This window comes from Vreelandella venusta, assembly GCF_007989605.1.
Classification (GTDB): Bacteria; Pseudomonadota; Gammaproteobacteria; order Pseudomonadales; family Halomonadaceae; genus Vreelandella; species Vreelandella venusta.
Genome location: NZ_BJUL01000002.1, coordinates 75765 through 97604 on the forward strand (window position 1 = coordinate 75765; position 21840 = coordinate 97604).

A 21840-nucleotide genomic window follows, 5' to 3' on the forward strand; every position below is an offset into this window, starting at 1 on the left:
TTTATTAACGCATGGCACTGCTGGCTGCGCGGGTAATAAACATAACTTCTACGTGACCCAGCCACTCAATATCGCTGGCGAGCGCCTTTAGTTGGCTGGCTAGGCACTGGGGAGGCTGGTGTACGGAATCGCCAATAATCAGCGATACCGACACTTTATCGTCCAAGTAGTGGAGTTGCAGCTCGGTTAATGTGCGCCAGACAGGGTGCATATACCAGCGCTCATTCAGCGCGGCTTCTACTTCGGGCCGCAGTGGCAGGCCGGGAAGGCGGCTGGGATCGCCTTCTCCGGCATCATCTTCGGGGTCAATGTGAAAAATAACATCGGTGAGCAACGGAAACTCATGCCGTAAGCGTCGACTTACTTCGTTGCCGATTTCATGGGCTTCAGACACGGTGATTTTTGGCCCCACCACCACATGTAAATCGACCATAACCCAGCCTGCCGACTGGCGAGTGCGTAAGTCATGGACACTGTCGACTCCCGGAACGCTTTGAGCAACGTCATGCATTTGCCGTTGAACGCTTTCAGGTAGTGCGGTATCAACTAATTCTCTGGCTGACTCCCAAAGTAAATCCCAACCTACTTTGCCAACTAATAAGCCAACAATGATGGCGGCGACGGCATCTAGCCAGCCTAAACCAAACTGCGCACCAATTAATGCAACCAACACCACTGCGGTGGAGAGTGCATCGCTGCGCGAATGCCAAGCGTTTGCTTCCAGCAGCTTAGATTTAACGCGTTTAGCAACGCGCATGGTATAGCGAAAAATCCACTCTTTACTGAACAAGGCGATGACGGTAATCACAATAGCCACCAAGCCTGGAGCCTTAACCTCAGTACCACTAAACAAACGATCAAGGCTAGACCAGGCGATACCACCCGCCACAAAGATCAGTACGCTACCCAACAGTAACGTGGTTAGGGTTTCGATACGGCCATGACCATAATGGTGATCATCGTCGGGTTCCTGGCGGCCGTAGTGAATAGCGGCTAGCACAAAGCCGTCGGTCACAAGATCTGAAAGTGAATGGATACCATCGGCAATCAACGCTGCCGAGCCTACCCAAAAGCCGACTACAACTTTAACAATGCTCAACAAGCCATCCAGCCAAGCGCCAATATAGGTAACACGCTTGGCTTCTCGGCTATCTAGCTCATGCTTGGGAACCACTGGAGATTCTACGGTCTGAGTCATGAGGGACCTTGCTGGGGCACATGCTTCCAATAGCTGACTATTGTAGCGCACAGTGCCTTAGCGCTATAGCTTCTTGTGAGTTTGCCCCTATGCTGGATGCGGACAATGAATTAAGGGATGTGTATCCTTAGCGCCATTGCGAGCGCATGAATGTCACAAAGCACATAAATATCATTAATAGTTAAGCACGGGATAACCCATGGATTGGTTACAGGTAGTTGTGTTAGCGGTAGTTCAGGGGCTCACAGAATTTTTACCTATATCGAGTTCGGCTCATCTGATATTGGTACCTGTTTTGACTGCCTGGGAAGACCAGGGGCTTGCCTTTGATGTGGCGCTGCATCTTGGCAGTTTAAGTGCCGTTGTGATCTATTTTCGGCACGAAATTGGCAGAATGATCGCTAGCAGCTTGGCCGCACTTCGCGGCCAAGTGGTTAATGATGATGCGATGTTGGCGTTTTGGGTCGTTATTGCCACCTTGCCAGTGTGTATTATCGGGTTTCTGCTTCACGATGTGATCTCAGGTTACATGCGCTCTACGCTGATCATTGGTGCCAGTTTGATTGTTTTTGGTCTGCTACTCGGTTACGCAGACTGGAAAAAACGCGGCACGCGTAGCGAATACCAAATGACGTTAAAAGATGTGCTTATCATTGGCGGCGCTCAAGTATTGGCACTCATTCCAGGCACCTCGCGCTCAGGCATCACCATTACAGCGGCATTAATGGTGGGGATGAGCCGAGAGGGCGCAGCACGGTTTTCATTTCTACTGTCAATTCCTGTGATTGTGCTGGCGGGGGGGCTTGAGGCAATAAACTTACTGAAGGACCCTCAGTTAATTGATATACCGGCCATGTTGGTGGGTACTTTACTCTCGGGTATTAGCGCCTATGTGTGTATCCACTACTTCCTGGTTGTGATTAAAAAGCTAGGCATGCAGCCATTTGTAGTATATCGGGTGCTGTTTGGTGCTTGGTTGCTATGGTTTTTCCACTTCTAGTTGTTTCAGTGATAGAGGTTTTCCATTGTTAACCCAGTGCGTTTTATTCAAGGAAAAATAAAATGAAGATTAATTCTCGGTGGTTAAAATGTTCGGGATTATTGCTCATTGCTGCTGGGGCATTAATGGGGTGTTCAGAAAATGATCGGCCTTTAGATACCCCTGTTCGCTTTGAAGGCGGTATTTTTGGGACGTTTTATCAAGTCACCATTGCGGACCCGCTAACCCAAGGAGAGGCGAATGCACTGGAAGAAGGTTTCCTAGCGGAGCTCAACGACGTTGATCAAGCGATGTCGACTTACCGTGATGACGCCGAGCTTGTGGTGTTTAATGATGCTCCCCTTAATGAATGGCAACCGCTGTCTAACGAGTTAATTGAAGTACTTGCGATTAGCCACTCGGTATCAGAAGCAAGCAACGGCGCGTTTGATATTACCGTTGGCGATGTGGTCAATTTATGGAGTTTTGGCCCTGAGGCACGTCCTGAAGAGGTGCCTTCAGACGCGGAGCTTAGCGAACGCATGGCCACAATTGGCTACGATGCAGTTGAAGTCGATACTCAGCTTATGCAGGCGCGACGCTCCCGTGATGTGTTTGCTGACTTATCGGGTGTGGCTAAGGGACATGGCACTGACCGCGTTGGGGCATACCTGGATCAGCAGGGGATTGAAAACTATCTGGTCAATATTGGTGGCGAATTAATTGCCCGTGGATACCGTGACTTAGAAGAACAAAGCCCTTGGCGTGTCGGGATTGAGGTACCCCATAACGGCGTACCAGAAGCGCAGCATGTTATTCCTCTTGAAAATATGTCGGTTGCAACATCGGGGGATTATCGCAACTATTTTGAAGTCGATGGTGAGCGTTTCTCCCACACTATCGATCCTCGCACCGGTCGGCCGGTTAAGCATCAATTAGCGTCCGTGTCGGTTTTTCACCCCTCTAATGCATGGGCCGACGCGTGGTCCACGGCTATCTCAGTCGCAGGTAGCGAAGAAGGGATGCAGATGGCAATTGAGAATAATCTCAATGTATTGATGTTAGTTAAAGAGAACGATCATTGGCGAAGCGTGGCCAGCCCCGCCTTCGTGGAATACTTCGATGAAGCGCTTATCGATGAACTGGGTATTGAAGCTTGGGAAGCTCCCACCGCCAACCGCTAAACCGTTACAGGTGACTAAAATGCAAGACCTTGATGTCGTTATCCTTGCCGCTGGAAAAGGCACACGTATGCGTTCACAAATACCCAAAGTGCTGCATACGCTGGCAGGCAAATCGATGGTGCAACATGTGTTAGATACTGCCAATGGTCTTACGCCTACTCGCACGCATGTCGTGATTGGCCACGGTGCTGACCAACTACGCGAAGCGCTGGCAGAGAGCAATGTAACGTTTGCGGTTCAGGAAGAGCAAAAAGGTACCGGCCATGCGGTTGCCCAAGCACAGTCTCAATTAGGTAATGGGAACGTGTTGGTTCTGTATGGCGATGTGCCTATGATCCGCCGTGAATCACTGATGGCACTTCTCAGCCACGTTGATGAGCAGCACATGGGGCTGCTAACCGTTACGTTGGAAGATCCGTCTGGTTACGGACGTATTGTGCGCAATGATGACGGTGAGGCAGTGGCTATTATTGAGCAAAAAGATGCCAGTGCCGACCAGTTGGCCATTACCGAGTGCAATACCGGCATCATGGCGATGACCAGTGCTCAGCTTAAGCGGTGGCTACCACAGCTTTCTGCCGAAAATGCCCAGGGCGAGTACTATCTAACGGATGTGATTGCGATGGCGGCAAACGAAGGCATTAAAGTGTGTACTGCCCAGCCAGCCAGTGCCGTTGAAGTGGAAGGCGTGAATAACCGCTCACAAATGGCGCGTTTAGAGCGCGCTTATCAACTGCAGCAAGCTGAGACGTTAATGGCCCAAGGCGTTGCGTTGGCCGACCCGGAAAGAATTGATATACGCGGTAAGCTCACCTGTGGTCATGATGTGTTTATCGACGTGGGCTGTGTGTTTGAAGGTGACGTAGAGCTGGGTGAAGGGGTGCGGATTGGACCTTACTGCGTGATTAAAAACAGCACGATTGGCGCTGAAAGCGTTATCGACAGCCATAGTGTGATCGACACAACCGTCGCTGCTGGTTTGAACCAAGTTGGCCCCTTTGCACGGCTACGCCCTGGTACACGCCTAGCAGTCAAAGCCAAGGTAGGAAACTTTGTTGAGACCAAGAATGCTGATGTTGGTGAAGGAAGTAAAATTAATCACTTAAGCTATGTTGGTGATGCCCGCTTAGGTCGTGATGTGAATGTTGGTGCAGGCACCATTACGTGTAATTATGATGGTGTAAATAAACATCGCACCGAGATTGGTGATAACGCTTTTATAGGGTCTAACAGCGCCTTAGTGGCACCAGTGACGGTGGGTAAAGGAGCGACTGTAGGTGCAGGCTCCACCATTTGCAAAGATGTAGCAGAGCATGCGTTGGCGGTTACTCGCAGCAAGCAACTAGAAAAAGCGGGTTGGCCGCGCCCCGTTAAAAAAAGCTAACTAGGTTATTTTCTAACTGAATTGTGAGCTTCTAACAGTGCTTTACAAGATGCGGCTATTTGCCGCATCTTTACCTTGATCGCTGCGTTGCAGCACGTAATTAGTGTGCTTATCATCGTGGCGGTCTTTCTTAACCCTGCCAGGATCACTTTACTATGAAACCACCTAACGTCCTTGCAATGCGGCAGTCTACTTGCCGGTTTGCTTGGTTGTTGATCGCGCTATGTTTGTTTGCTTTTCCCACCCTCTCCTATGCCTCTTCTGGTTCTTTAGATCTTACCGCTTCGTTTGCAGGTATTGCCTCTGTTGTCATCTTCGTTCTTGCCTATGCCTTGGTAATGAGCGAAGAATTGATTCATATGCGCAAATCTAAACCAGTCCTGGTGGCCGCTGGGCTTATCTGGGCCCTGGTGGCGTGGGTCTATGTACAAGCGGGCATGCCGCAAGAAGCGGAAGCTGCTTTTAAAGAAACGCTGCTTGAATATACCGAGCTCTTGCTGTTCTTACTGGTAGCGATGACCTATATCAATGCCATGGAAGAGCGTCGTATCTTTGATGCCCTGCGGGCATGGCTAGTTCGCAGAGGCTTCAGCTATCGTAGCCTGTTTTGGATTACCGGCTGTCTTGCCTTTGGTATTTCTGCCATTGCCAACAACATGACCACGGCGATGTTGATGTGCGCGGTTGTGTTGAAGGTAGCCGAAGGTGATAAAAAGTTTATTAGTCTGTGCTGTGTCAACGTGGTGGTAGCATCAAACGCAGGCGGCGCGTTCAGCCCGTTTGGTGATATCACCACGTTGATGGTGTGGCAGGCGGGTCAGGTACCATTTGGTGGTTTCTTTGCGCTATTGATGCCAGCCATCGTCAACTTTATGGTGCCAGCGGTGATTATGAATTTCTTCATCGTTAATCGTCAGCCTGCATCGCTCAAAGAGAATGTTTGGCTTAAACGTGGGGCGCGGCGCATTATCGCGCTGTTTTTGATTACTGTGGCGATCTCAGTGCTGTGTCACTCGGTGCTTTATTTGCCCCCGGCAATGGGCATGATGTTTGGCCTTGGCCTGCTGCAGTTCTTTGGTTACTACCTACGCCGCAGCTTGCCGCGTTCCCTGGAGCGCAAACGTGAGCGTTACTCACGTCGCGGCGATTGGAAGAAGCTTGAGCAGCTGGGCAGCGTGGTGCCTTTTGATATCTTCAGCCGTATTGCCCGCTCAGAGTGGGACACATTGTTATTCTTTTATGGGGTCGTGATGTGTGTTGGCGGCCTGGGTTTCATGGGCTATTTAAGTCTATTGTCAGAAACCCTTTACGGTAGCTGGAACCCGGTGTGGGCTAACGTCGTGCTGGGGATGATTTCAGCGGTCGTTGATAACATCCCAGTGATGTTTGCGGTACTTTCCATGGCACCGGATATGTCGGAAGGCAACTGGTTGCTGATTACCTTAACCGCCGGTGTGGGCGGTAGTCTGCTTTCGATGGGATCTGCAGCGGGAGTGGCGTTAATGGGCCAAGCTCGGGGCATTTATACCTTTATGGGGCACATCCGCTGGGCTCCCGCTATTTTGCTGGGCTATGCCGCCAGCATCGTGGTTCATCTATGGATTAATGCAGCGCTGTTTTAAATGAGCGGTTAATTCAGAGAGGTAAAACAAACGCCCCTTATCAATTGATAAGGGGCGTTTTGGTAAAGGCTATTGGTGGACTTGGCCAATTAGTCTTCGAGACTATAAATCGTGCCCGGTAATGACTTTGCAAATATCGGCAAAGCTACTAGCAGTTGGCACTGTTGAAGAGGTGACCTGCACCGTGGCTTTATTGCCCATGGCGTGTTGTATATCGGTGGCAGAAATAATGCCGCGCACGCTTAATGGTTGATTTTGTTTATGCTCAGTAATCAACAGGTGCTGTTCTGTAAAACGCTCCATGGAGAGCACAAGGTCTTCAATCGTTAATGAGTTAAGTTGCTCAAAGGGCATCGCACTAAGTTTTTGCCAGGGCGTCATAATCATATCGGCTGTAATTTCCGTACGATCAAGGTTTCTCTGCTGCATCGCCAAGTTAATACGCCGTGTTCCGATGACTTCTTTGGCGGTTAGCACACCAATGCAGTGGTTCGCTTTGTCGAGCACAAACAACAGGCGAACACCACCATGGCGCATTTTTAAATGGGCATCGTCGATGGGCATATCAGCGGATACTGACTGAGGCGTGACCTGAGTAAAATCTGTTAGCACCGACAGCGCAGGGCTTTCAGGTGTTAACTGCTTTGCTGTTGGCGTGATAAGCAGTGGCGTTTCACCGAACTGGATAAGGGGTTTGGGGGAGTGGACAAGCATATTCATTCAGGGAATCTCCGTTATGTGAATCGATAGGTCGTTAACGGCATTGCCTATCTTGTACTTTCACACTTGCACGGAATTCTTATGGGAATCTTAACAGCTCTCTTATGGCCGATTATTTTTTGGCTGGCGTTGTGATAGGGCATCCCGGATAAAGGATGCGCGGACGCGCAGCCCACCATTTGGCGCGTCATCGAGTTGCAGGCTGCCTTGATGGCGTTTGACCAAGCGCTCGACAATCGATAGCCCCAATCCCGCGCCAGCACTAGTCCCTGCACGTTGGAAACGCTCCATCACCCGGCTGCGTTGCGCTGCAGGGATACCGGGCCCTTGATCATCAACAGTGACGATAACGTCTGTTGTCGATGCCTCAAGTGTGACCGTGATAGTACCTTGCGCAGGCGAGTGTTGAATGGCATTACCGACTAGATTTTGCACCAGGGTTTCGATAGCGCCGGGTTCTTCTTCTATTGCCCAGTTAGCTGAGTCATCCGCGTCCAGTAATAGATGTTGATGTCGCTCTGCGGCTAGCGGAGAGAGCTTTGCCAACGTTTCGCGCGTTTCATGTAATACATCGGAACAGCGATACTCGGGTAATGGTTCTTCTTCGGGGTCTAGGCGTGCCAGGGTTAATAGCTGAGAGACTAGCCGCGTTGAACGGGCCACACCGCTGCGTAAGTGGTGCAGGGCTTCCTCTCGGTCATCGGCGTTATCAGCAGTGAGTGCATTTTGCGCATGTAAATCAAGTACTGCCAAGGGGGTGCGTAGCTCGTGAGCCGCATCGGCAATAAAGCGTTTTTCGCGAATACGCAGTTGGCGGAGTCGTTCCAACAGCCGGTTTATGGCGCCAGAAATGGTTTCTAGCTCAAGGGGAAGTGGGTGAAGCGTCAGCGGTTTTAGGTGGTGGGGATCGCGGGCGCGGATTTGCTCTGCCATTCGTGATAAAGGAGCGAGTCCCCAGCCGATCGACCACCAAAGTAATAGTGTCAGTAACGGTAGGCCAATAAGATCAGGTAATAAGGTGCGTAGTGCCACTGTACTGATCAGTTCACTCCGCGCGTCTTCTCGCTCGCCCACCACCACACGTTTGTCTGTGCCAGTAATTTCTAGAACGTAGATACGCCAGTCATGCTGGTTTACCGACAGCGTTGAATAACCTGGAGGTTGCTGGGTAAGCGGTGTGTCGGGGGCGCTGGCGGAACGCAGCAAAAGGCGGTCGCCTTCCCAAAGCTGAAACGCCAGCTTGCTTTCATAGCGATGGCCTGCAAAACGGTTATCGGAGCGCTCGGCACGTAGCAGCGCACCCTCCACACTATTTAATAAAAGCGTACGGTCGCTATCAGGCAGTGGTGCCTGTAGTAGCCCTTCTAGCAAACGGGCATTTTGTGCCAGGCTAGCATCATGAAGTTCTTCAATCTCATGGGCAGCATAGCGATAGCTAATAAAGCCAATCACTAACATGCTCGTGCCAAACACAAGCAGCGCAAGCCCCAAGGTGCGCTGTCGAATAGAGCTCATAGGCTTGCCTTGGGCAATTTAACCATTACGACTTATCCATAACATAGCCGATCCCTCTTACGGTGCGGATGACTTCAGGAAACAGCTTTCGCCGTAAATGGTGAATATGCACTTCGATAGCGTTACTTTCGACATCTTCCTCCCAGCCATAGACTAATCGCGTTAAGGTATCGCGGGTGAACACACGACCTGGGTGGCTCATAAATTCCTGCAGTAGCGTCAGCTCACGGCGCGAAAGCGTGATCATTTGATGCTGATAACTCACCTGTAAGGTCTGTGGATCCAGGCTAATTCCACGACAGGCGAGCAAGCCGCTGGTTTGTCCTTGGCTACGGCGCAACAAAGCACGTAAACGTGCTTTTAATTCTGCTACTTCGAAAGGTTTAGTAAGGTAGTCATCGGCACCCGCATCCAACCCTTCGATACGGTTATCCATCGCATCACGGGCGGTCAGAACCAAAATCGGCAGCTGACTGCCATGCTGACGAATAGCGCGCAGCACTTCCATGCCATCAATCGTCGGCAAACCAAGATCTAGGATAACCGCATCAAAGGGTTCATTTTTAAGCGCGTGGAGCGCGTTATTGCCATCGGCTAAATGATCTACCGTATAGTGCTCAGGTTTTAGCGCCATACGAATCCCCAACGCCAAACTCGGGTCGTCCTCAACCAGTAAAATGCGCATATCGATGGATGACTCCTTTCATTCACGGCGGGCTACTCAGGAACGTAACATGACACGTCATTCTTCTTTCGGCCACCGCTCCTTAGCCTGCGTAGTAAAGCAGTGCCCACCTGAACAACGGCGTGAAGCATTACTGCATTTGGCTGCGGTGTATGACCCTGCGCAGCAATCTGCATTACAACATGCCTTATCAACCATAAAAGCTAGCTGTGACGCTGTTTGGCAGGGCCTTTGGATAGCTACCCAAGCGGGCCATATCGAATCCGCCGCTTGGGTGCAGCCACTGGCTAATCAAATGGCAAAGCTTTGGTTGCCCAGGCAACATAATTCGGCAACTGATGCGTTGTTGAAAGCTTTGCAGGGCTGGGTAAACGAACAACCGATAGCGCTATGTCATGTGGCGTTAGCCGACGATGCGCCCCACTGGGAAACGCCACTAGTCGCCCATAACATGCGGGTACTTGCCACTCTGGAACACCTTCTATGGCAGTGCCAAACTGTTCAGCCACTCGCTAACTTGCTAACCCTAAGCCCCTTTGCTGAATTATCTCCTACGCAACAGCGGGCACTGGTAGCGAACGTCAGTGAAGGCTCGTTAGACTGCCCAGGGCTTCGTGAAGCGCTCACCATTGACACCTTGCTTGCTGGATTTTATGACCAAGCGCCGCAGGCTCCAGAGCACTGGTATCAAGTGCGGCATCAGGGGGAAACCGTTGGCGTACTATTACTTGCTCCTAACCATACGACCCAGCGTTGGTCATTGCAGTTGATGGGGCTGTTGCCTGAGTGGCGTGGCGGGGGAATGGGTAAGGCAATGATTCAACAAGCGCAGGCGTTGGCTAGCCAGTCGGGAGCCAGGGACATTACGCTGAGCGTTGATGCGCAGAATATCCCCGCAAAGCGTATATATGCTCAGGCAGGGTTTACGCGTTATGCTCAGCAGCGTTTACTGGCCTGGTGTTAACTAGGCGATCGTTGGCACCTTTTTTAAACTGCTGAATAAAGCTCAGAGTACGGCATAGGTTGAATTGCCGCGCTTAGTAGCATTTTCTTACGCTTAGCGTTCTCGGTATACTAATGCGATATGCACGTCTTGGCGTCTCGGTTGCCGCAGGTTGATGATGTCGCTGCCGCGCGCAGGGGTTAAGCACAAAACGTTTTATGACAAAACTCAAGAGGTGGTGAGAGTGAAATCTAAGCTGATCATGAGCGGGCTGGCGGCCCTAGGCGTCATGGCAGGCACATCCGGTGCTTATGCCCAAGACGCAGCACGTGACGCAATCGCTGAGCGCCTAGCGCCGGTCGGTCAACTTTGCTTGCAAGGCCAAGACTGTGGTACCGCAGCAGCACCGGCCGCCGCTAGTGGCGGTGGTGAAATTGATGGCGCTGGTATCTATAACCGTATTTGTATGGCGTGCCACGAAACTGGCGCTGCTGGCGCTCCGGTGCGTGCTGATGAAGCCGCATGGGCTGAACGTACTGAGCAAGGCTTTGCCACGTTATTAGAGCATGCCATCAACGGTATTGGTGCAATGCCTGCTCGAGGCGGCAACCCCAACCTTTCTGACGAAGAGATGGAAGCGGCGGTAGCTTACATGGTTGAGCCTGTCATGGAAGTTCCCGAGCTAGGGGGCGGTGAAGAAGAAGCGTCTGCTGAGGCGACTGAAGAGGGTGCCAGCGACGATACGGCCGTGACAGAGGATAGCGGTGCCGGTGAAGAGGCAACTGACGCTGCAGCTAGTGAAGAAGAAGCAGCTAGCGAAGAGACAGCAGTTGCCAGTGAAGAAGAAGCTTCTAGTGGTGGCAGCGGTTTAGATGGTGAAGCGCTTTACGCCAGTGCTGGCTGTGTGGCTTGCCATGCTGCCGGTGTAGCGGGCGCGCCCAAGCTAGGTGATGCTGAAGCGTGGGGCCCGCGTATCGAGCAGGGTACCGATGCGCTCTATCAAAGTGTATTTAACGGCAAAGGCGTGATGCCGCCACGCGGTGGTAGTAGTGCCTCTGACGAAGAGATCATGGCCGTTGTTGATTACATGGTCTCAGCAGTGCAATAAGCAATTTTGTAATAATGGCTGTTAAATTTATCCACAGGCGGTTTTTGAAACCCCCTGTGGATATTTTTTTGTGTTTTGTTTTTTCTTACTTGCCGTTAACCCAACAGAGAACGTAGCCCGGCAATCGCGTTTTGCCCGCGTGCCTGCTTTTTCTCGGGGTCTTCTTTATCGGCGCGTCCCTCCCACTCCAAATCATCAGCGGGCAGTTCGTCTAAAAAGCGGCTGGGCTGGCAATCCATCAGTTCACCATACGCTTTACGCTGGCGGGCTAGCGTCAGTGTTAGTGTGCGTCTTGCCCGGGTGATACCGACATAAGCTAAGCGGCGCTCTTCTTCTACCGTCTCCATTTCAATAGCGTTACGGTGGGGCAATAAGTCTTCCTCTAAGCCCATCAAATACACATGGGGAAACTCGAGCCCTTTCGAGGCATGCATAGTGAGTAGTTGCACACGATCGGAGTCGTCTTCTTCGGCCTGTTGCTCAAGAATATCCCGCAGTACAAGGCGCGAAATAGCAGCTTCAACGCCATCGGTTTCCGTCGCAGTGGAATCATCAGCATCTTCGGGGTCGCGGTTTAGCGACTTTTCTAGCTGATCAATCAAAATCCATACGTTGGCCATGCGTCGTTCGGCGACAGTCGGGGCACTGGCGTTTTGGTACAGCCAGGCTTCGTAATCCATATCGCGTAGCATATCGCGAATGGCTGCGATGGCATCGTCTTGATCCATACGCTTACGCACGCCATCAATAAAGTGGGTAAAGCGAGAAAGCCGCTCCACGGCCCGAGTTGGCAGCGTTTGCTCTAACCCCAGTTCGTGGCAGGCAGCAAACAGCGAAATAGAGCGTTCTGTTGCATAGTTGGCCAGCTTTTCCAGCGTGCCGGGGCCGATTTCACGGCGGGGCACGTTCACAATGCGTAAAAAGGCATTGTCATCGGCGGGGTTAATTAACAGCCGCAGATAGGCCATGGTGTCCTTGATCTCGTTGCGAGAGAAAAACGACGTACCACCGGAAAGCTTGTAGGGAATTTGGTAGTGCTGCAGCTTGAGCTCTAATAAACGTGCCTGAAAATTACCCCGGTAGAGCACTGCAAAATCTCGCCATTCGGCCTTCTCTTTAATGCGCCGAGTCAGAATTTCGCTGGCTACCCGCTCAGACTCCGCCTCTTCATGGCGGTTGACGATGACTCGGATAGGTGCGCCATCGCCCATATCCGACCATAGGGTTTTATCGTAAACGTGCGGGTTATTGGCAATTAACGTGTTGGCCGCGCGCAGAATAGTGCCGGTCGAGCGGTAATTCTGCTCCAGCTTAACCACTTTCAGGCGTGGAAAGTCTTCGCCAAGGGTCACTAGGTTTTCGGGCCGTGCGCCGCGCCACGCGTAGATCGACTGATCGTCGTCACCGACCACGGTAAAGGTAGCCCGCTCCGCCATCAGCAGTTTCACCAACAGGTACTGGGAAACGTTAGTGTCCTGGTACTCATCCACTAGCATGTAGTGGATTTTGTTCCGCCAGCGGGCCAGTGCTTCTGGATCGCGTTGCAGGAGCACCACCGGTAGCAGAATTAGGTCGTCGAAATCCACCGCGTTATAGGCTTTCAAGTGGCGAACGTAAGCTTCATAAACCCGTGCGGCAAAGTGCTCGTCATCATCCGCGGCAAACGAAAGCGCATCACTGGGCAGCACTAAATCGTTCTTCCACGTGGATATTTTGGCTTGCACGGCATTGATCTGCTCAGCGTCTACCTGAGCATCTTTGTTCATCAAATCGCGCAGCAGTGCTTTGGCATCTTCCGGGTCGAACAACGAAAAGCCCGGCTTGTAGCCCAGCGTTTTCAGCTCGCCGCGGATAATATTCAGGCCCAGATTGTGAAACGTCGATACCGTTAGCCCGTGGCCCTCTTTGCCCTTCAGCATTTGCCCAACGCGCTCTTTCATCTCCCGGGCGGCCTTATTGGTAAAGGTAACCGCCGCTATTTTGCGCGCGCTCATGCCGCACTCTTGCACCAGATAGGCAATTTTGGTGGTAATAACGCTGGTTTTACCAGACCCGGCGCCCGCCAAGACCAAACAGGGGCCATCGATATAGCGCACCGCTTCCTGCTGGCGCGGGTTTAGCCCTTTAATGCGGCTAAGAATGCTCTTTGGCGGTTGGGGCGTCATGGTTAAGGGTGACCTCTACAAGTGTTTCTGGAAAACCTTTGATTAACTATTACGCTTTGCCATACTGCGTTAAAAATCGCCTCGTGCGCGAGTCCGATCAAAATGCTCATTTACAACCCGTAAACTCCGCTTTTTTGTTGATTTTTGCCTTGTCTGGCCTGCGCTCATCACATTAATCAAAGGCTTCCTAGGCAAATTCCATTACAATCAGCGGCGCTGGGCGAACGCACAATGAGTTAGTAATAGGCAGGTGGTAATGTTTGAAGTAGCGCTATTTGAACCGCGTATGGCACCCAACACGGGTAACATTATGCGCCTGGTGGCTAACAATGGCTGCCGATTACATTTAATTGAACCGCTGGGCTTTGATCTCGAAGAGAAAAAGCTGCGGCGCGCCGGGCTAGATTACCGCGATCTCAACAATGTTACCCGCCATGCCGATTTTACGGCGTTTCAAGCGGCGATGCAGGGGCGCACACTATGGGCGATTACTACCAAAGGTAGCCGTGCTCACAGTGACGCGACCTTCGCTCCGGGCGACGTATTGCTGTTCGGTTCAGAAACCGCGGGGCTTTCACCCCAGGTACACGCTGCGCTGCCAGAAGAGCACAAGCTGCGCATCCCCATGCAGCCCAATAACCGTAGTTTGAACCTTTCCAATGCGGTGGCCATCGTTAGCTATGAAGCGTGGCGCCAGCAAGGCTATGCTGGCGCATTAGGCAGTGAACAATAGGTTCAGCGACTAGCCCGTGATGCCGTAGCGGTCGCGATAAGCGCGCACGGCCTCGGCGTAAGCCAGCATTTCGCCGCCAGCATGCTCTTCAAGGTAAGTAAGCACTTGCTCTAAGGTGACAATACTGACAACCGGCATGCCGTACTGAGCCTGGACCTCCTGGATAGCGCTTTGCTCACCCTGGCCGCGCTCTTGGCGATCTAGCGCGATAATGACGCCGCCCGCGCGGGCACCGCTTTGCTCAATCAGGCTCATCACTTCACGGATCGCCGTACCGGCCGTAATGACGTCATCAATGATCAAAATATCGCCGGCCAGTGGCGCGCCGACAATATTGCCGCCTTCACCGTGGGTTTTGGCTTCTTTACGATTAAACGCGTAGGGCATATCGCGGTCGTGGTGGTCGGCTAAGGCCGCGGCGGTGACCGCCGCCAAGGGAATCCCTTTATAGGCTGGGCCAAACAGCACATCCGCCTGCAGGCCACTATCGACAATCGCCTGGGCGTAAAATCGGCCTAACTTGGCCAAGGCACGGCCGGTTTGAAACAGGCCGGCATTAAAAAAGTAAGGGCTTACTCGCCCCGACTTTAGCGTGAACTCGCCAAACTTGAGCACGCCCTGCTCAATAGCGAAGGCAATGAAATCGCGCTGATAGGGTTGTAGAGTGGTGGCCACGGTGTTTTTCTCTTGTCGATAGGAATGAAAGTAATAGGAATCTAAGTAAACGCAACAATAAAACGGGGTTAAATAGCAAGATTTGGTTTGTCTATTTACCCAAACGTCTAAACGTCGGGTATCATACAGCAGCGACGCAAAAGGGACGATTTATGAAAATTGCCAGCATCAATGTCAATGGTATACGTGATGCCGTCGACCGTGGCTTCCTGGACTGGCTGGCTCAGCAGGATGCCGACGTGATCTGCGTGCAGAACATCAAGGCAAAAAGTTTTGAACTGGACGACTATATTCTCTATCCGGAAGGCTACGAAGGCTACTTTCTGGATGCAGAAGAAGATGGTTTCTCCGGTGTGGCACTTTATTGCCGCAAAATTCCCAAGGCGATTATGTACGGCCTTGGGTTCCCTCAGTGCGATCACGAAGGGCGCTTTCTGCAGGCGGATTATGACCGCTTCAGTATCGCCACTTTCTTGATGCCTGATGGAAGTGATCAAAAAGCCAAACAGGCGTTTATGGAGCAGTATCAAGAGTATCTGACGAAGATGTCGCGCAAACGCCGTGAATACATCATCTGTGGTACTTGGCATATTGCCCATAAGACCATTGATTTGGCCAACTGGTCGGACAATCAGCTTACCTCTGGTTTCCGCCCTGAAGAGCGTGCCTGGATGGATCAGGTGCTTGGCCCAACCGGCTTTATCGACACCTTCCGCGAAATTAATCGCGACGCGGGTGAATACACCTGGTGGCCAAAGCTCGACCAAGACGTGCCCCGTGAGCGCCAAGAAGGCTGGCGGATCGACTACCAACTAGTCGGCCCCAACTTCCGTCGCCATGTGGTCGACGCGTGGATTGATTACGATGCGACCTTCTCTGAGTTCGCACCGCTGATCGTTGAGTATGACTTAGCGCTGTAAGCGCTCACTTTCCCGCGTCGCGTTACCCGTCTCAGCAACAGGCCAGCTTAAAAGCTGGCCTGTTTGCGTAAGCGCGTAAGTTATTCGCCAAGTAACGCCTTAGCCACGAATACCCAGTGCTTCGCGCTGTTTTTCGCGTAGCTCGGAGCCCGCTTTCTCCGCCAGATCAAGCATCGCATTCAGTTCAGTACGGTTGAACGCGCCCGACTCTGCAGTACCCTGCACCTCGATCAGCTCGCCGCTTTCAGTCATCACCACGTTCAGATCGGTGTCGGCTTTGCTATCTTCCGGGTAGTCCAGATCTAGTACCGGCACGCCTTTATAAATACCCACCGAAATCGCGCTAACCAGCTGTTTAAAGGGGTCACCTTTAATCTTCTTCTCACGCTGCAGATAGCGAATGGCATCCACCAGCGCCACGCAGCCACCGGTAATCGACGCGGTACGGGTGCCACCGTCGGCCTGGATCACATCGCAATCCACGGTAATGGTGAATTCACCCAACTTCTTCAAGTTCACTGACGCGCGCAGGCTACGGCCGATCAAGCGCTGAATTTCTAGCGTCCGGCCACCCTGTTTACCGCGCGTCGCTTCACGGCCACTGCGGGTATGAGTGGCACGGGGCAGCATGCCGTACTCAGCGGTGATCCAACCCTGATTTTTACCACGCAGCCAGCGCGGTACGCCCGCTTCTACGCTCGCATTACACAGCACCTTGGTATCGCCAAACTCGACCAGTACCGAACCTTCTGCATGGCGAGTGTAATCGCGGGTTATGCGAATTTCACGAAGCTGGTCGGCTTCACGACCGCTAGGGCGAACAACATCAGGACGCATAGCACCTCACATCAATTTAACAGTGGGAAAGCCCACTATTGTACACGTCTGTGAGTACGCTGATTCGCTTAACATCTAGCGTTAGTCGAGACGTCCTGCGTATAGCTTCTTGAAAGCGGCATAACGCGACGTGTGCAGCTCGTGCATTGCTATATCAGGCTCTAATACGTGTTCACCTGGGGTGAGGCCATTGGCAACGCTAAGAACCTCACCATTGGCCTGGGCAGCCAGGGCCGCCACGGCTACCCCAAGGAGTACGGGTTCCGGCGCATCCGCGAGTACAACCCGACAACCGGTACCGTCGGCATAGAGCTTGCGCAGCAGTGGTGAACGTCCATGGCCACCGCTGAGGTGCAGGGTATCGATGGCATAACCATGGGCATTCATACGTTCTATGATGGCGCGGGTGCCGTAAACCAGTGAGGTGGCTGCCGCCCAATAGACCTTGATGAAGCTCTCGCGAGGCGTATCAAGGGTCAACCCCGTGATGGTGCCGCGAATGTCTGGATCCGCCAAGGGCGAGCGGTTGCCAATAAAGTCAGGGCAAACATGGGTATCAGGAGCTGGGTCGCCGGATGCCAAGCGCTCGAGCAGCGTTGCCGATAACGCGCCGTGAAGGTCGTCGCCAAATTCACTGCTGGCTGAAAATAGTGCTGCGAGGTGATCCAGAAGAGCACCGGTAATGCTTTGCCCCCCTTCGTTGGCGACAAAACCATCGCATAGCGCCCCCGGATAGGGACCCCACACACCGGGTACCTCGCGGCGTTCTGGCAGGGCGCCGATATGACAGGTGGAGGTGCCGCCAATCACGGCAAGGCGGCGTTCGGGAGCATCCGTGAGGCTTCTGCCTAGTGTGCCAAGCGCACCGGCATAGGCATCAATCATGCCCACTGCGAAGGTACATTGAGTCGTTAGCCCCAAGTCATTGGCGGCTTCTTCGGTCAACTGCCCAAGTGCTACGCCCACCGGAAGGGCTTGTTCAGGCAGGCGAGCGCACTCGATTACATCCTGCATATCAATCTGTTTTAGAAAGTCGTGGTCCCAGCCATGACCAGGGCGAGGGTCAAACGTCCACTTGCAGGAGAGCATGCAGACTGAGCGCTCAACAGAACCGGTGCACTTAAAGCCAAGCCAGTCGCCTAGATCACCCGCGTAGCCAATCTGGGCGTAAAGCTCGGGCCGGTGCCGCTTCAACCACATGAGTTTAGGCATCTGCATCTCGGGAGACATGACGCCACCCAGGTTACGTAGCGGCGCTGCGTGGGTAGCCGTGCACTCAGCGGCTTCTGCGGTGGCTCGGTGATCCATCCATACAATGATATTCCATGCTTCATCACCTGGAGAGAGCGCTAGCGGCTTATCCTGCTTATCAAGGAGCACCAACGAACAGGTGGCGCTTACTGACATACTGGTGATGGAATCGGACGTCACACCGGCTGACTCGCGGGCGCGCTGGGTTGCACTGCATACCGCGCGCCAGATATCCGTTGAACTCTGCTCCACGTGATGCTCGACAGGGCGATGCATTGCAATCGATGTTTTTGCTTCGGCTAGCATCACACCATCCGAGGTGAAAATGCCCGCCCGGGCGCTGCCAGTACCAATATCGATGCCTAGAACGTGTTCTTGATGACTCATGGGAAAACCTTACTCAAGACTGTTTGATAAATGGCATACGCAGTGCCATTACAATAATTAGAAAAGCCCCCCATACTGCGGTGGCCAGATGCTGGCTGGCGCCCATCAGGTTCATTCCCGAGGCGATTACCTGCAGGCTCATCAAGCCCAACACCAGTGGCAGTACGCGGCCAAAACCACCAAAGGGGTTCGCCCCAGCCAGGAAACAGGCCAGCACCGTAATCAGGAGATAACTCTCGCCATGGCCGACACGTACAGAGTTAAAGCGGGCGAGCATCACCATGCCTGCTAACCCTGCCAGAATGCCGGAAATCGTGTAGACGGTGATCAGCACACGCTTGACGTTAATGCCTGAGTACTCCGTCGCGCGAGGGTTGGAGCCCAGCATATAAATTGAAAAGCCAGTGCGGGTGAAATGCATGATGTAGATCAATCCTGCGGCAGCGGCGAGAAAGATCAGCATGGGGATGGGAATGCCTAAAAAGCTGCCGCTGCCGATGGTTTGAAATACCTCTGGCATGCCTGAAATACCGCCACCGCGGGTTAAAAACTCACCTACCCCTTGGAGAAAAATCATCGCGCCTAGCGAGACTAAAATAGGATGTGCGCCAACATAGGCAACGATAACGCCAATCAAAAAGCCTGCTGCCGCGCCAACGGCAAGCCCGGCGATAATCGCCATGGGAACGCTTAGTATGCCCATGCCCGCCAGTAACCCCTGTACCAGCCAGGCAGTCATCAACCCTGCGATATTGGCGGTAAAGGTCACTGAGAGATTCAAGCCGCCAGAAATAATCGGCAGTAGCATTGCCAGTGAAAGTAGCCCCAGCTCGGGTAACTGCATCGACATCGAGCCAAAATTGGTGGCGGTCAGAAAACCCGGTGCCAGTAGCGAGAAGAGCCCAATACTGCCGATGAGCAGAGCCGTCATGGCGATGACTTCGATGGTATCGCCTCCCAGGCGGAGCCCGGCCATGGAGTGTTGCTTATTCAGGCGCTTATTCATACGTTCCTCGCCTTGGTAGTGCGGGGCAACAGGTTGCCAAGGTTGCTGGTGGTGATCGCAATCAAGATGATCAGCCCGACAATCATACGGAAGGCATAGGGAGTAACACCCAGCAGGTTTAAGCCGTTTTGGACAACGGCGAGAAGCAGTACCCCGAGCACGGCACCGAGCACTGAGCCGCGCCCGCCACCCAGGGTCGCGCCGCCGAGTACGACCGCCGCTAAAATCGGTAACTCCTGGCCGATTAAGGCGTTGGGCACAACCTCTTGTACGATATGCGCTTGCATCAGACCCGCCATTCCCGCGCATAGCCCCAGCCAGCCGTAGGCAAAGGCATGAATTTTCCAGGCGCTAACCCCAGAGCGGCGAGCTGACTCAGGGCTTGAACCGAAACCGTAGAGAGCACGCCCAAAACCGGTACGGGCCAACATGAACCAAGTAAAGATCACCATCACCACCATCACTGCTGCAGGTAAGTAGAGTGTGGCTGATCCGCGTTCGGCAGGTAGATCAAGCAGCGGAACGGAGTAGTAGAGCCAATCGGGAATATCGTAGATGGAGACTCCGCTGGTGAAGTACATCAAAAGGCCGAAAAACAGGTTAAAGGTGCCGATGGTGACGATGATCGACACGATTCGGAAGCGATGGATCAGCAGTGCATTGAAGAGTCCCAGCAGCATGCCAACCAACATCGAAAGTAGGATGCCAAGTAACCAGTTACCCCCACCCAGGTAATTCATCAGCAGTGACAACACCACGTACTGCACCACGGATGCCGCCACTGCGAAGGAAATATCTATCCCCCCCGCAATCAGAACGACGACCAGACCAACCGCAAAGATGATATTGACTGACTGATTGTTAAGCAGGTCGAACAGGTTTTGAAAGCTGAGAAAGCTGTCAGTGGCTAGTGCCAACACCACGCACAGCAACATGAGAATACAAAAGAGCGTCCCCTCTGTGCTGAGCCTTCTGTTTAGCAGTCGTTTATGCATTGATGATCGCCTCCAGCGCTTCTTCCGTAGTCTCCGCAGGTATGACCTCGGAGTAGATGCGCCCCTCGCGCAGTACAAGCGCCCGGTCAGCGTTCATCCAGATTTCCCCCGCCTCATCCGAAATCAGAATGATGGCCATGCCCTGATCGGCAAGATCCCTAATGATGTCGAAAATACCGGCTTTAGCGCCGACATCGACGCCGATAGTGGGGCAATCAAGAATGAGAACGTCGGGTTCAGTGGCCAGCCATTTAGCGAGCGCGATGCGTTGTTGGTTGCCACCGGAAAGTGAAGAGACCGCCAGCTCGGCGTCACTCACCTTGGTTTTAAGCTGTTCTATCCAGTGAGCGGTCAGCGCCTTGATACGTTGAGGGGAAAGAAAAAAGCGCGGTTTTTCCAGACTTGGTAGTACGGTCACTGCGGTGTTCATAGCGATGGACTGGTTTTGCACCAAGCCAAGATTGAGTCGATCTTCAGAGAGATAGGCAATTCGATGGCGCACGGCATCGCGGTTGGAGTGTAGTGTCAGCGGCTGCCCCTCTTTTAGCAACTGCCCTGAAGTGGGTTGTGTCATCCCGAAAATTGTATGAGCTATTTCGGTACGCCCTGCACCCAGCAAACCCGTCAGACCGAGAATTTCACCGCGATGCAGGGTGAAAGAGATGTTTTCAAACTCCCCTTCACGACTTAAGTTTTTAAGCTCCAGTACCGGGGCGCCTTTGTGTGTTTCAGCACGAGGGGTCTGTTCAAGTTCAAGCCCGGTCATCAAGGTTGAAAGCCGTGCTTGGGTCATCCCTTCGGTGGGGTAGGTGCCGACCAGCTCCCCGTTGCGGAGCACAGTGACGCGTTGGCATACCTCCAACACTTCCACCAGCCGGTGGCTGACCAATACAATGGAAATGCCTTTCGCCGCCAGCGAGCGGGTAATGCCCAGCAGCGTCTGCACCTCTTTATAGGTAAGCGAGGCAGTGGGCTCATCCATAAAAATAATACTGGCCCCAGCACGCAACACGCGACAAATCGCCACCAGTTGACGATGGGCAATTGAGAGATCTTCAACACGGGCCATGGGATCCAGGTCGAGGCCAAACTGCTGAATGATCTCACGGGATTGGGTCAGTGCAGCTTTATAGGAAATAGGTCGCCAAGGCTTAGCAACGTAATCATCAAAGACGATATTTTCAGCGACGGTTAAGTGCGGAAACAGCGCAAGGTCTTGCCAGATAACATGAATACCCCGGCTGCGTGCCTCTTTCGGACTAATGGCAGAGAGAGTTTCATCGCCAAACGTGAACTCTATGCCGGGTTCAGGCTTGTAAACACCGTTGATAATTTTAATGAGCGTACTTTTGCCACAACCGTTTTCACCCGCAAGGCAAAGCACCTCACCCCGGCGAAGTTCGAATTCGACATCGTTGAGGACGCGGCTTTGTCCGAAAACTTTGCTGACGTGGCGTGCTCGAATCGCGATATCGCCCATTGGAGGCTCCTTTCTTAACATCACTGCCGCGCTCTTCAGGAGCGCGGCAGTCT

The 21840-nt window shown here is 52.8% G+C and carries 19 protein-coding genes; 8 read left to right on the top strand and 11 right to left on the bottom strand.

Annotated elements, in window-relative coordinates; translation table 11 throughout:
* Positions 1 to 4: 4 nt before the first annotated feature.
* Positions 5 to 1198, bottom strand: coding sequence for a cation diffusion facilitator family transporter (locus tag HVE01_RS02555; RefSeq protein ID WP_146942221.1), 1194 nt, complete (start codon positions 1196 to 1198; stop codon positions 5 to 7).
* Between the two features lie 199 nt (positions 1199 to 1397).
* On the opposite strand from HVE01_RS02555, the gene HVE01_RS02560 reads away from it, so the two are divergent.
* The 4 genes from HVE01_RS02560 to nhaD all read left to right on the top strand — a co-directional run bounded on the left by HVE01_RS02560 (position 1398) and on the right by nhaD (position 6367).
* On the top strand, positions 1398 to 2198 hold the full coding sequence (locus HVE01_RS02560; protein ID WP_125753270.1) for an undecaprenyl-diphosphate phosphatase: 801 nt from the start codon (positions 1398 to 1400) through the stop codon (positions 2196 to 2198).
* Between the two features lie 62 nt (positions 2199 to 2260).
* Positions 2261 to 3361 carry an FAD:protein FMN transferase gene (locus HVE01_RS02565; RefSeq protein WP_146942223.1) on the top strand — a complete coding sequence of 367 codons (1101 nt, stop codon included), beginning with the start codon at positions 2261 to 2263 and terminating at the stop codon, positions 3359 to 3361.
* A gap of 19 nt (positions 3362 to 3380) precedes the next feature.
* Positions 3381 to 4745 (top strand): bifunctional UDP-N-acetylglucosamine diphosphorylase/glucosamine-1-phosphate N-acetyltransferase GlmU, encoded by a 1365-nt coding sequence (gene glmU, locus HVE01_RS02570; RefSeq protein ID WP_146942225.1) that lies wholly within the window; start codon positions 3381 to 3383, stop codon positions 4743 to 4745.
* Positions 4746 to 4900: 155 nt separating this feature from the next.
* Positions 4901 to 6367: a sodium:proton antiporter NhaD gene (gene nhaD / locus HVE01_RS02575; RefSeq protein WP_125753261.1), complete on the top strand. Its 1467-nt coding sequence runs from the start codon at positions 4901 to 4903 to the stop codon at positions 6365 to 6367.
* A 102-nt stretch (positions 6368 to 6469) separates the two neighbouring features.
* Here the strand turns inward: nhaD and HVE01_RS02580 are convergent, their stop codons facing one another.
* The 3 genes from HVE01_RS02580 to HVE01_RS02590 all read right to left on the bottom strand — a co-directional run bounded on the left by HVE01_RS02580 (position 6470) and on the right by HVE01_RS02590 (position 9287).
* Positions 6470 to 7087 (bottom strand): CBS domain-containing protein, encoded by a 618-nt coding sequence (locus tag HVE01_RS02580; RefSeq protein ID WP_125753258.1) that lies wholly within the window; start codon positions 7085 to 7087, stop codon positions 6470 to 6472.
* 102 nt (positions 7088 to 7189) lie between these two features.
* Positions 7190 to 8602, bottom strand: coding sequence for an ATP-binding protein (locus HVE01_RS02585; RefSeq protein ID WP_146942226.1), 1413 nt, complete (start codon positions 8600 to 8602; stop codon positions 7190 to 7192).
* Between the two features lie 25 nt (positions 8603 to 8627).
* On the bottom strand, positions 8628 to 9287 hold the full coding sequence (locus HVE01_RS02590; RefSeq protein WP_125753252.1) for a response regulator transcription factor: 660 nt from the start codon (positions 9285 to 9287) through the stop codon (positions 8628 to 8630).
* A gap of 49 nt (positions 9288 to 9336) precedes the next feature.
* On the opposite strand from HVE01_RS02590, the gene HVE01_RS02595 reads away from it, so the two are divergent.
* Entirely contained in the window at positions 9337 to 10251 is a 915-nt protein-coding gene (locus tag HVE01_RS02595) for a GNAT family N-acetyltransferase (RefSeq protein WP_125753249.1), read from the top strand.
* A 223-nt stretch (positions 10252 to 10474) separates the two neighbouring features.
* Complete coding sequence (locus HVE01_RS02600; protein WP_125753247.1) at positions 10475 to 11338, top strand: c-type cytochrome; 864 nt, start codon at positions 10475 to 10477, stop codon at positions 11336 to 11338.
* A 95-nt stretch (positions 11339 to 11433) separates the two neighbouring features.
* Here the strand turns inward: HVE01_RS02600 and rep are convergent, their stop codons facing one another.
* Entirely contained in the window at positions 11434 to 13503 is a 2070-nt protein-coding gene (rep, locus tag HVE01_RS02605; RefSeq protein WP_146942228.1) for a DNA helicase Rep, read from the bottom strand.
* A gap of 256 nt (positions 13504 to 13759) precedes the next feature.
* On the opposite strand from rep, the gene HVE01_RS02610 reads away from it, so the two are divergent.
* Positions 13760 to 14236 carry a tRNA (cytidine(34)-2'-O)-methyltransferase gene (locus HVE01_RS02610; RefSeq protein ID WP_146942230.1) on the top strand — a complete coding sequence of 159 codons (477 nt, stop codon included), beginning with the start codon at positions 13760 to 13762 and terminating at the stop codon, positions 14234 to 14236.
* Positions 14237 to 14245: 9 nt separating this feature from the next.
* Here HVE01_RS02610 and pyrE read toward each other — a convergent pair whose 3' ends face one another.
* Positions 14246 to 14911, bottom strand: coding sequence for an orotate phosphoribosyltransferase (gene pyrE, locus HVE01_RS02615; protein WP_083007769.1), 666 nt, complete (start codon positions 14909 to 14911; stop codon positions 14246 to 14248).
* Positions 14912 to 15063: 152 nt separating this feature from the next.
* Here pyrE and HVE01_RS02620 point away from each other — a divergent pair, with 152 nt between their 5' ends.
* Positions 15064 to 15831 (top strand): exodeoxyribonuclease III, encoded by a 768-nt coding sequence (locus tag HVE01_RS02620; protein WP_125753236.1) that lies wholly within the window; start codon positions 15064 to 15066, stop codon positions 15829 to 15831.
* A gap of 99 nt (positions 15832 to 15930) precedes the next feature.
* Here the strand turns inward: HVE01_RS02620 and rph are convergent, their stop codons facing one another.
* The 5 genes from rph to HVE01_RS02645 all read right to left on the bottom strand — a co-directional run bounded on the left by rph (position 15931) and on the right by HVE01_RS02645 (position 21787).
* The gene (gene rph, locus HVE01_RS02625; RefSeq protein ID WP_038479800.1) at positions 15931 to 16668 is read right to left on the bottom strand and encodes a ribonuclease PH; all 738 of its coding nucleotides are present in this window, start codon (positions 16666 to 16668) and stop codon (positions 15931 to 15933) included.
* 81 nt (positions 16669 to 16749) lie between these two features.
* Positions 16750 to 18306, bottom strand: coding sequence for an FGGY family pentulose kinase (locus tag HVE01_RS02630; RefSeq protein WP_146942232.1), 1557 nt, complete (start codon positions 18304 to 18306; stop codon positions 16750 to 16752).
* 13 nt (positions 18307 to 18319) lie between these two features.
* On the bottom strand, positions 18320 to 19312 hold the full coding sequence (locus HVE01_RS02635; RefSeq protein WP_125753227.1) for an ABC transporter permease: 993 nt from the start codon (positions 19310 to 19312) through the stop codon (positions 18320 to 18322).
* Positions 19309 to 20307 carry an ABC transporter permease gene (locus HVE01_RS02640; protein ID WP_125753224.1) on the bottom strand — a complete coding sequence of 333 codons (999 nt, stop codon included), beginning with the start codon at positions 20305 to 20307 and terminating at the stop codon, positions 19309 to 19311. Before HVE01_RS02640 ends, HVE01_RS02635 begins: the two co-directional genes overlap by 4 nt.
* Complete coding sequence (locus tag HVE01_RS02645; RefSeq protein WP_198350371.1) at positions 20300 to 21787, bottom strand: sugar ABC transporter ATP-binding protein; 1488 nt, start codon at positions 21785 to 21787, stop codon at positions 20300 to 20302. Before HVE01_RS02645 ends, HVE01_RS02640 begins: the two co-directional genes overlap by 8 nt.
* Positions 21788 to 21840 lie beyond the last annotated feature (53 nt).

Bases quoted from the DNA above. Each gene is read 5' to 3' on its own strand.
- HVE01_RS02555 (WP_146942221.1), bottom strand. From the start codon at position 1,198: ATGACTCAGACCGTAGAATCTCCAGTGGTTCCCAAGCATGAGCTAGAT.
- HVE01_RS02560 (WP_125753270.1), top strand. From the start codon at position 1,398: ATGGATTGGTTACAGGTAGTTGTGTTAGCGGTAGTTCAGGGGCTCACA.
- HVE01_RS02565 (WP_146942223.1), top strand. From the start codon at position 2,261: ATGAAGATTAATTCTCGGTGGTTAAAATGTTCGGGATTATTGCTCATT.
- glmU (WP_146942225.1), top strand. From the start codon at position 3,381: ATGCAAGACCTTGATGTCGTTATCCTTGCCGCTGGAAAAGGCACACGT.
- nhaD (WP_125753261.1), top strand. From the start codon at position 4,901: ATGAAACCACCTAACGTCCTTGCAATGCGGCAGTCTACTTGCCGGTTT.
- HVE01_RS02580 (WP_125753258.1), bottom strand. From the start codon at position 7,087: ATGAATATGCTTGTCCACTCCCCCAAACCCCTTATCCAGTTCGGTGAA.
- HVE01_RS02585 (WP_146942226.1), bottom strand. From the start codon at position 8,602: ATGAGCTCTATTCGACAGCGCACCTTGGGGCTTGCGCTGCTTGTGTTT.
- HVE01_RS02590 (WP_125753252.1), bottom strand. From the start codon at position 9,287: ATGCGCATTTTACTGGTTGAGGACGACCCGAGTTTGGCGTTGGGGATT.
- HVE01_RS02595 (WP_125753249.1), top strand. From the start codon at position 9,337: ATGACACGTCATTCTTCTTTCGGCCACCGCTCCTTAGCCTGCGTAGTA.
- rep (WP_146942228.1), bottom strand. From the start codon at position 13,503: ATGACGCCCCAACCGCCAAAGAGCATTCTTAGCCGCATTAAAGGGCTA.
- HVE01_RS02610 (WP_146942230.1), top strand. From the start codon at position 13,760: ATGTTTGAAGTAGCGCTATTTGAACCGCGTATGGCACCCAACACGGGT.
- HVE01_RS02620 (WP_125753236.1), top strand. From the start codon at position 15,064: ATGAAAATTGCCAGCATCAATGTCAATGGTATACGTGATGCCGTCGAC.
- rph (WP_038479800.1), bottom strand. From the start codon at position 16,668: ATGCGTCCTGATGTTGTTCGCCCTAGCGGTCGTGAAGCCGACCAGCTT.
- HVE01_RS02630 (WP_146942232.1), bottom strand. From the start codon at position 18,306: ATGAGTCATCAAGAACACGTTCTAGGCATCGATATTGGTACTGGCAGC.
- HVE01_RS02635 (WP_125753227.1), bottom strand. From the start codon at position 19,312: ATGAATAAGCGCCTGAATAAGCAACACTCCATGGCCGGGCTCCGCCTG.
- HVE01_RS02640 (WP_125753224.1), bottom strand. From the start codon at position 20,307: ATGCATAAACGACTGCTAAACAGAAGGCTCAGCACAGAGGGGACGCTC.
- HVE01_RS02645 (WP_198350371.1), bottom strand. From the start codon at position 21,787: ATGGGCGATATCGCGATTCGAGCACGCCACGTCAGCAAAGTTTTCGGA.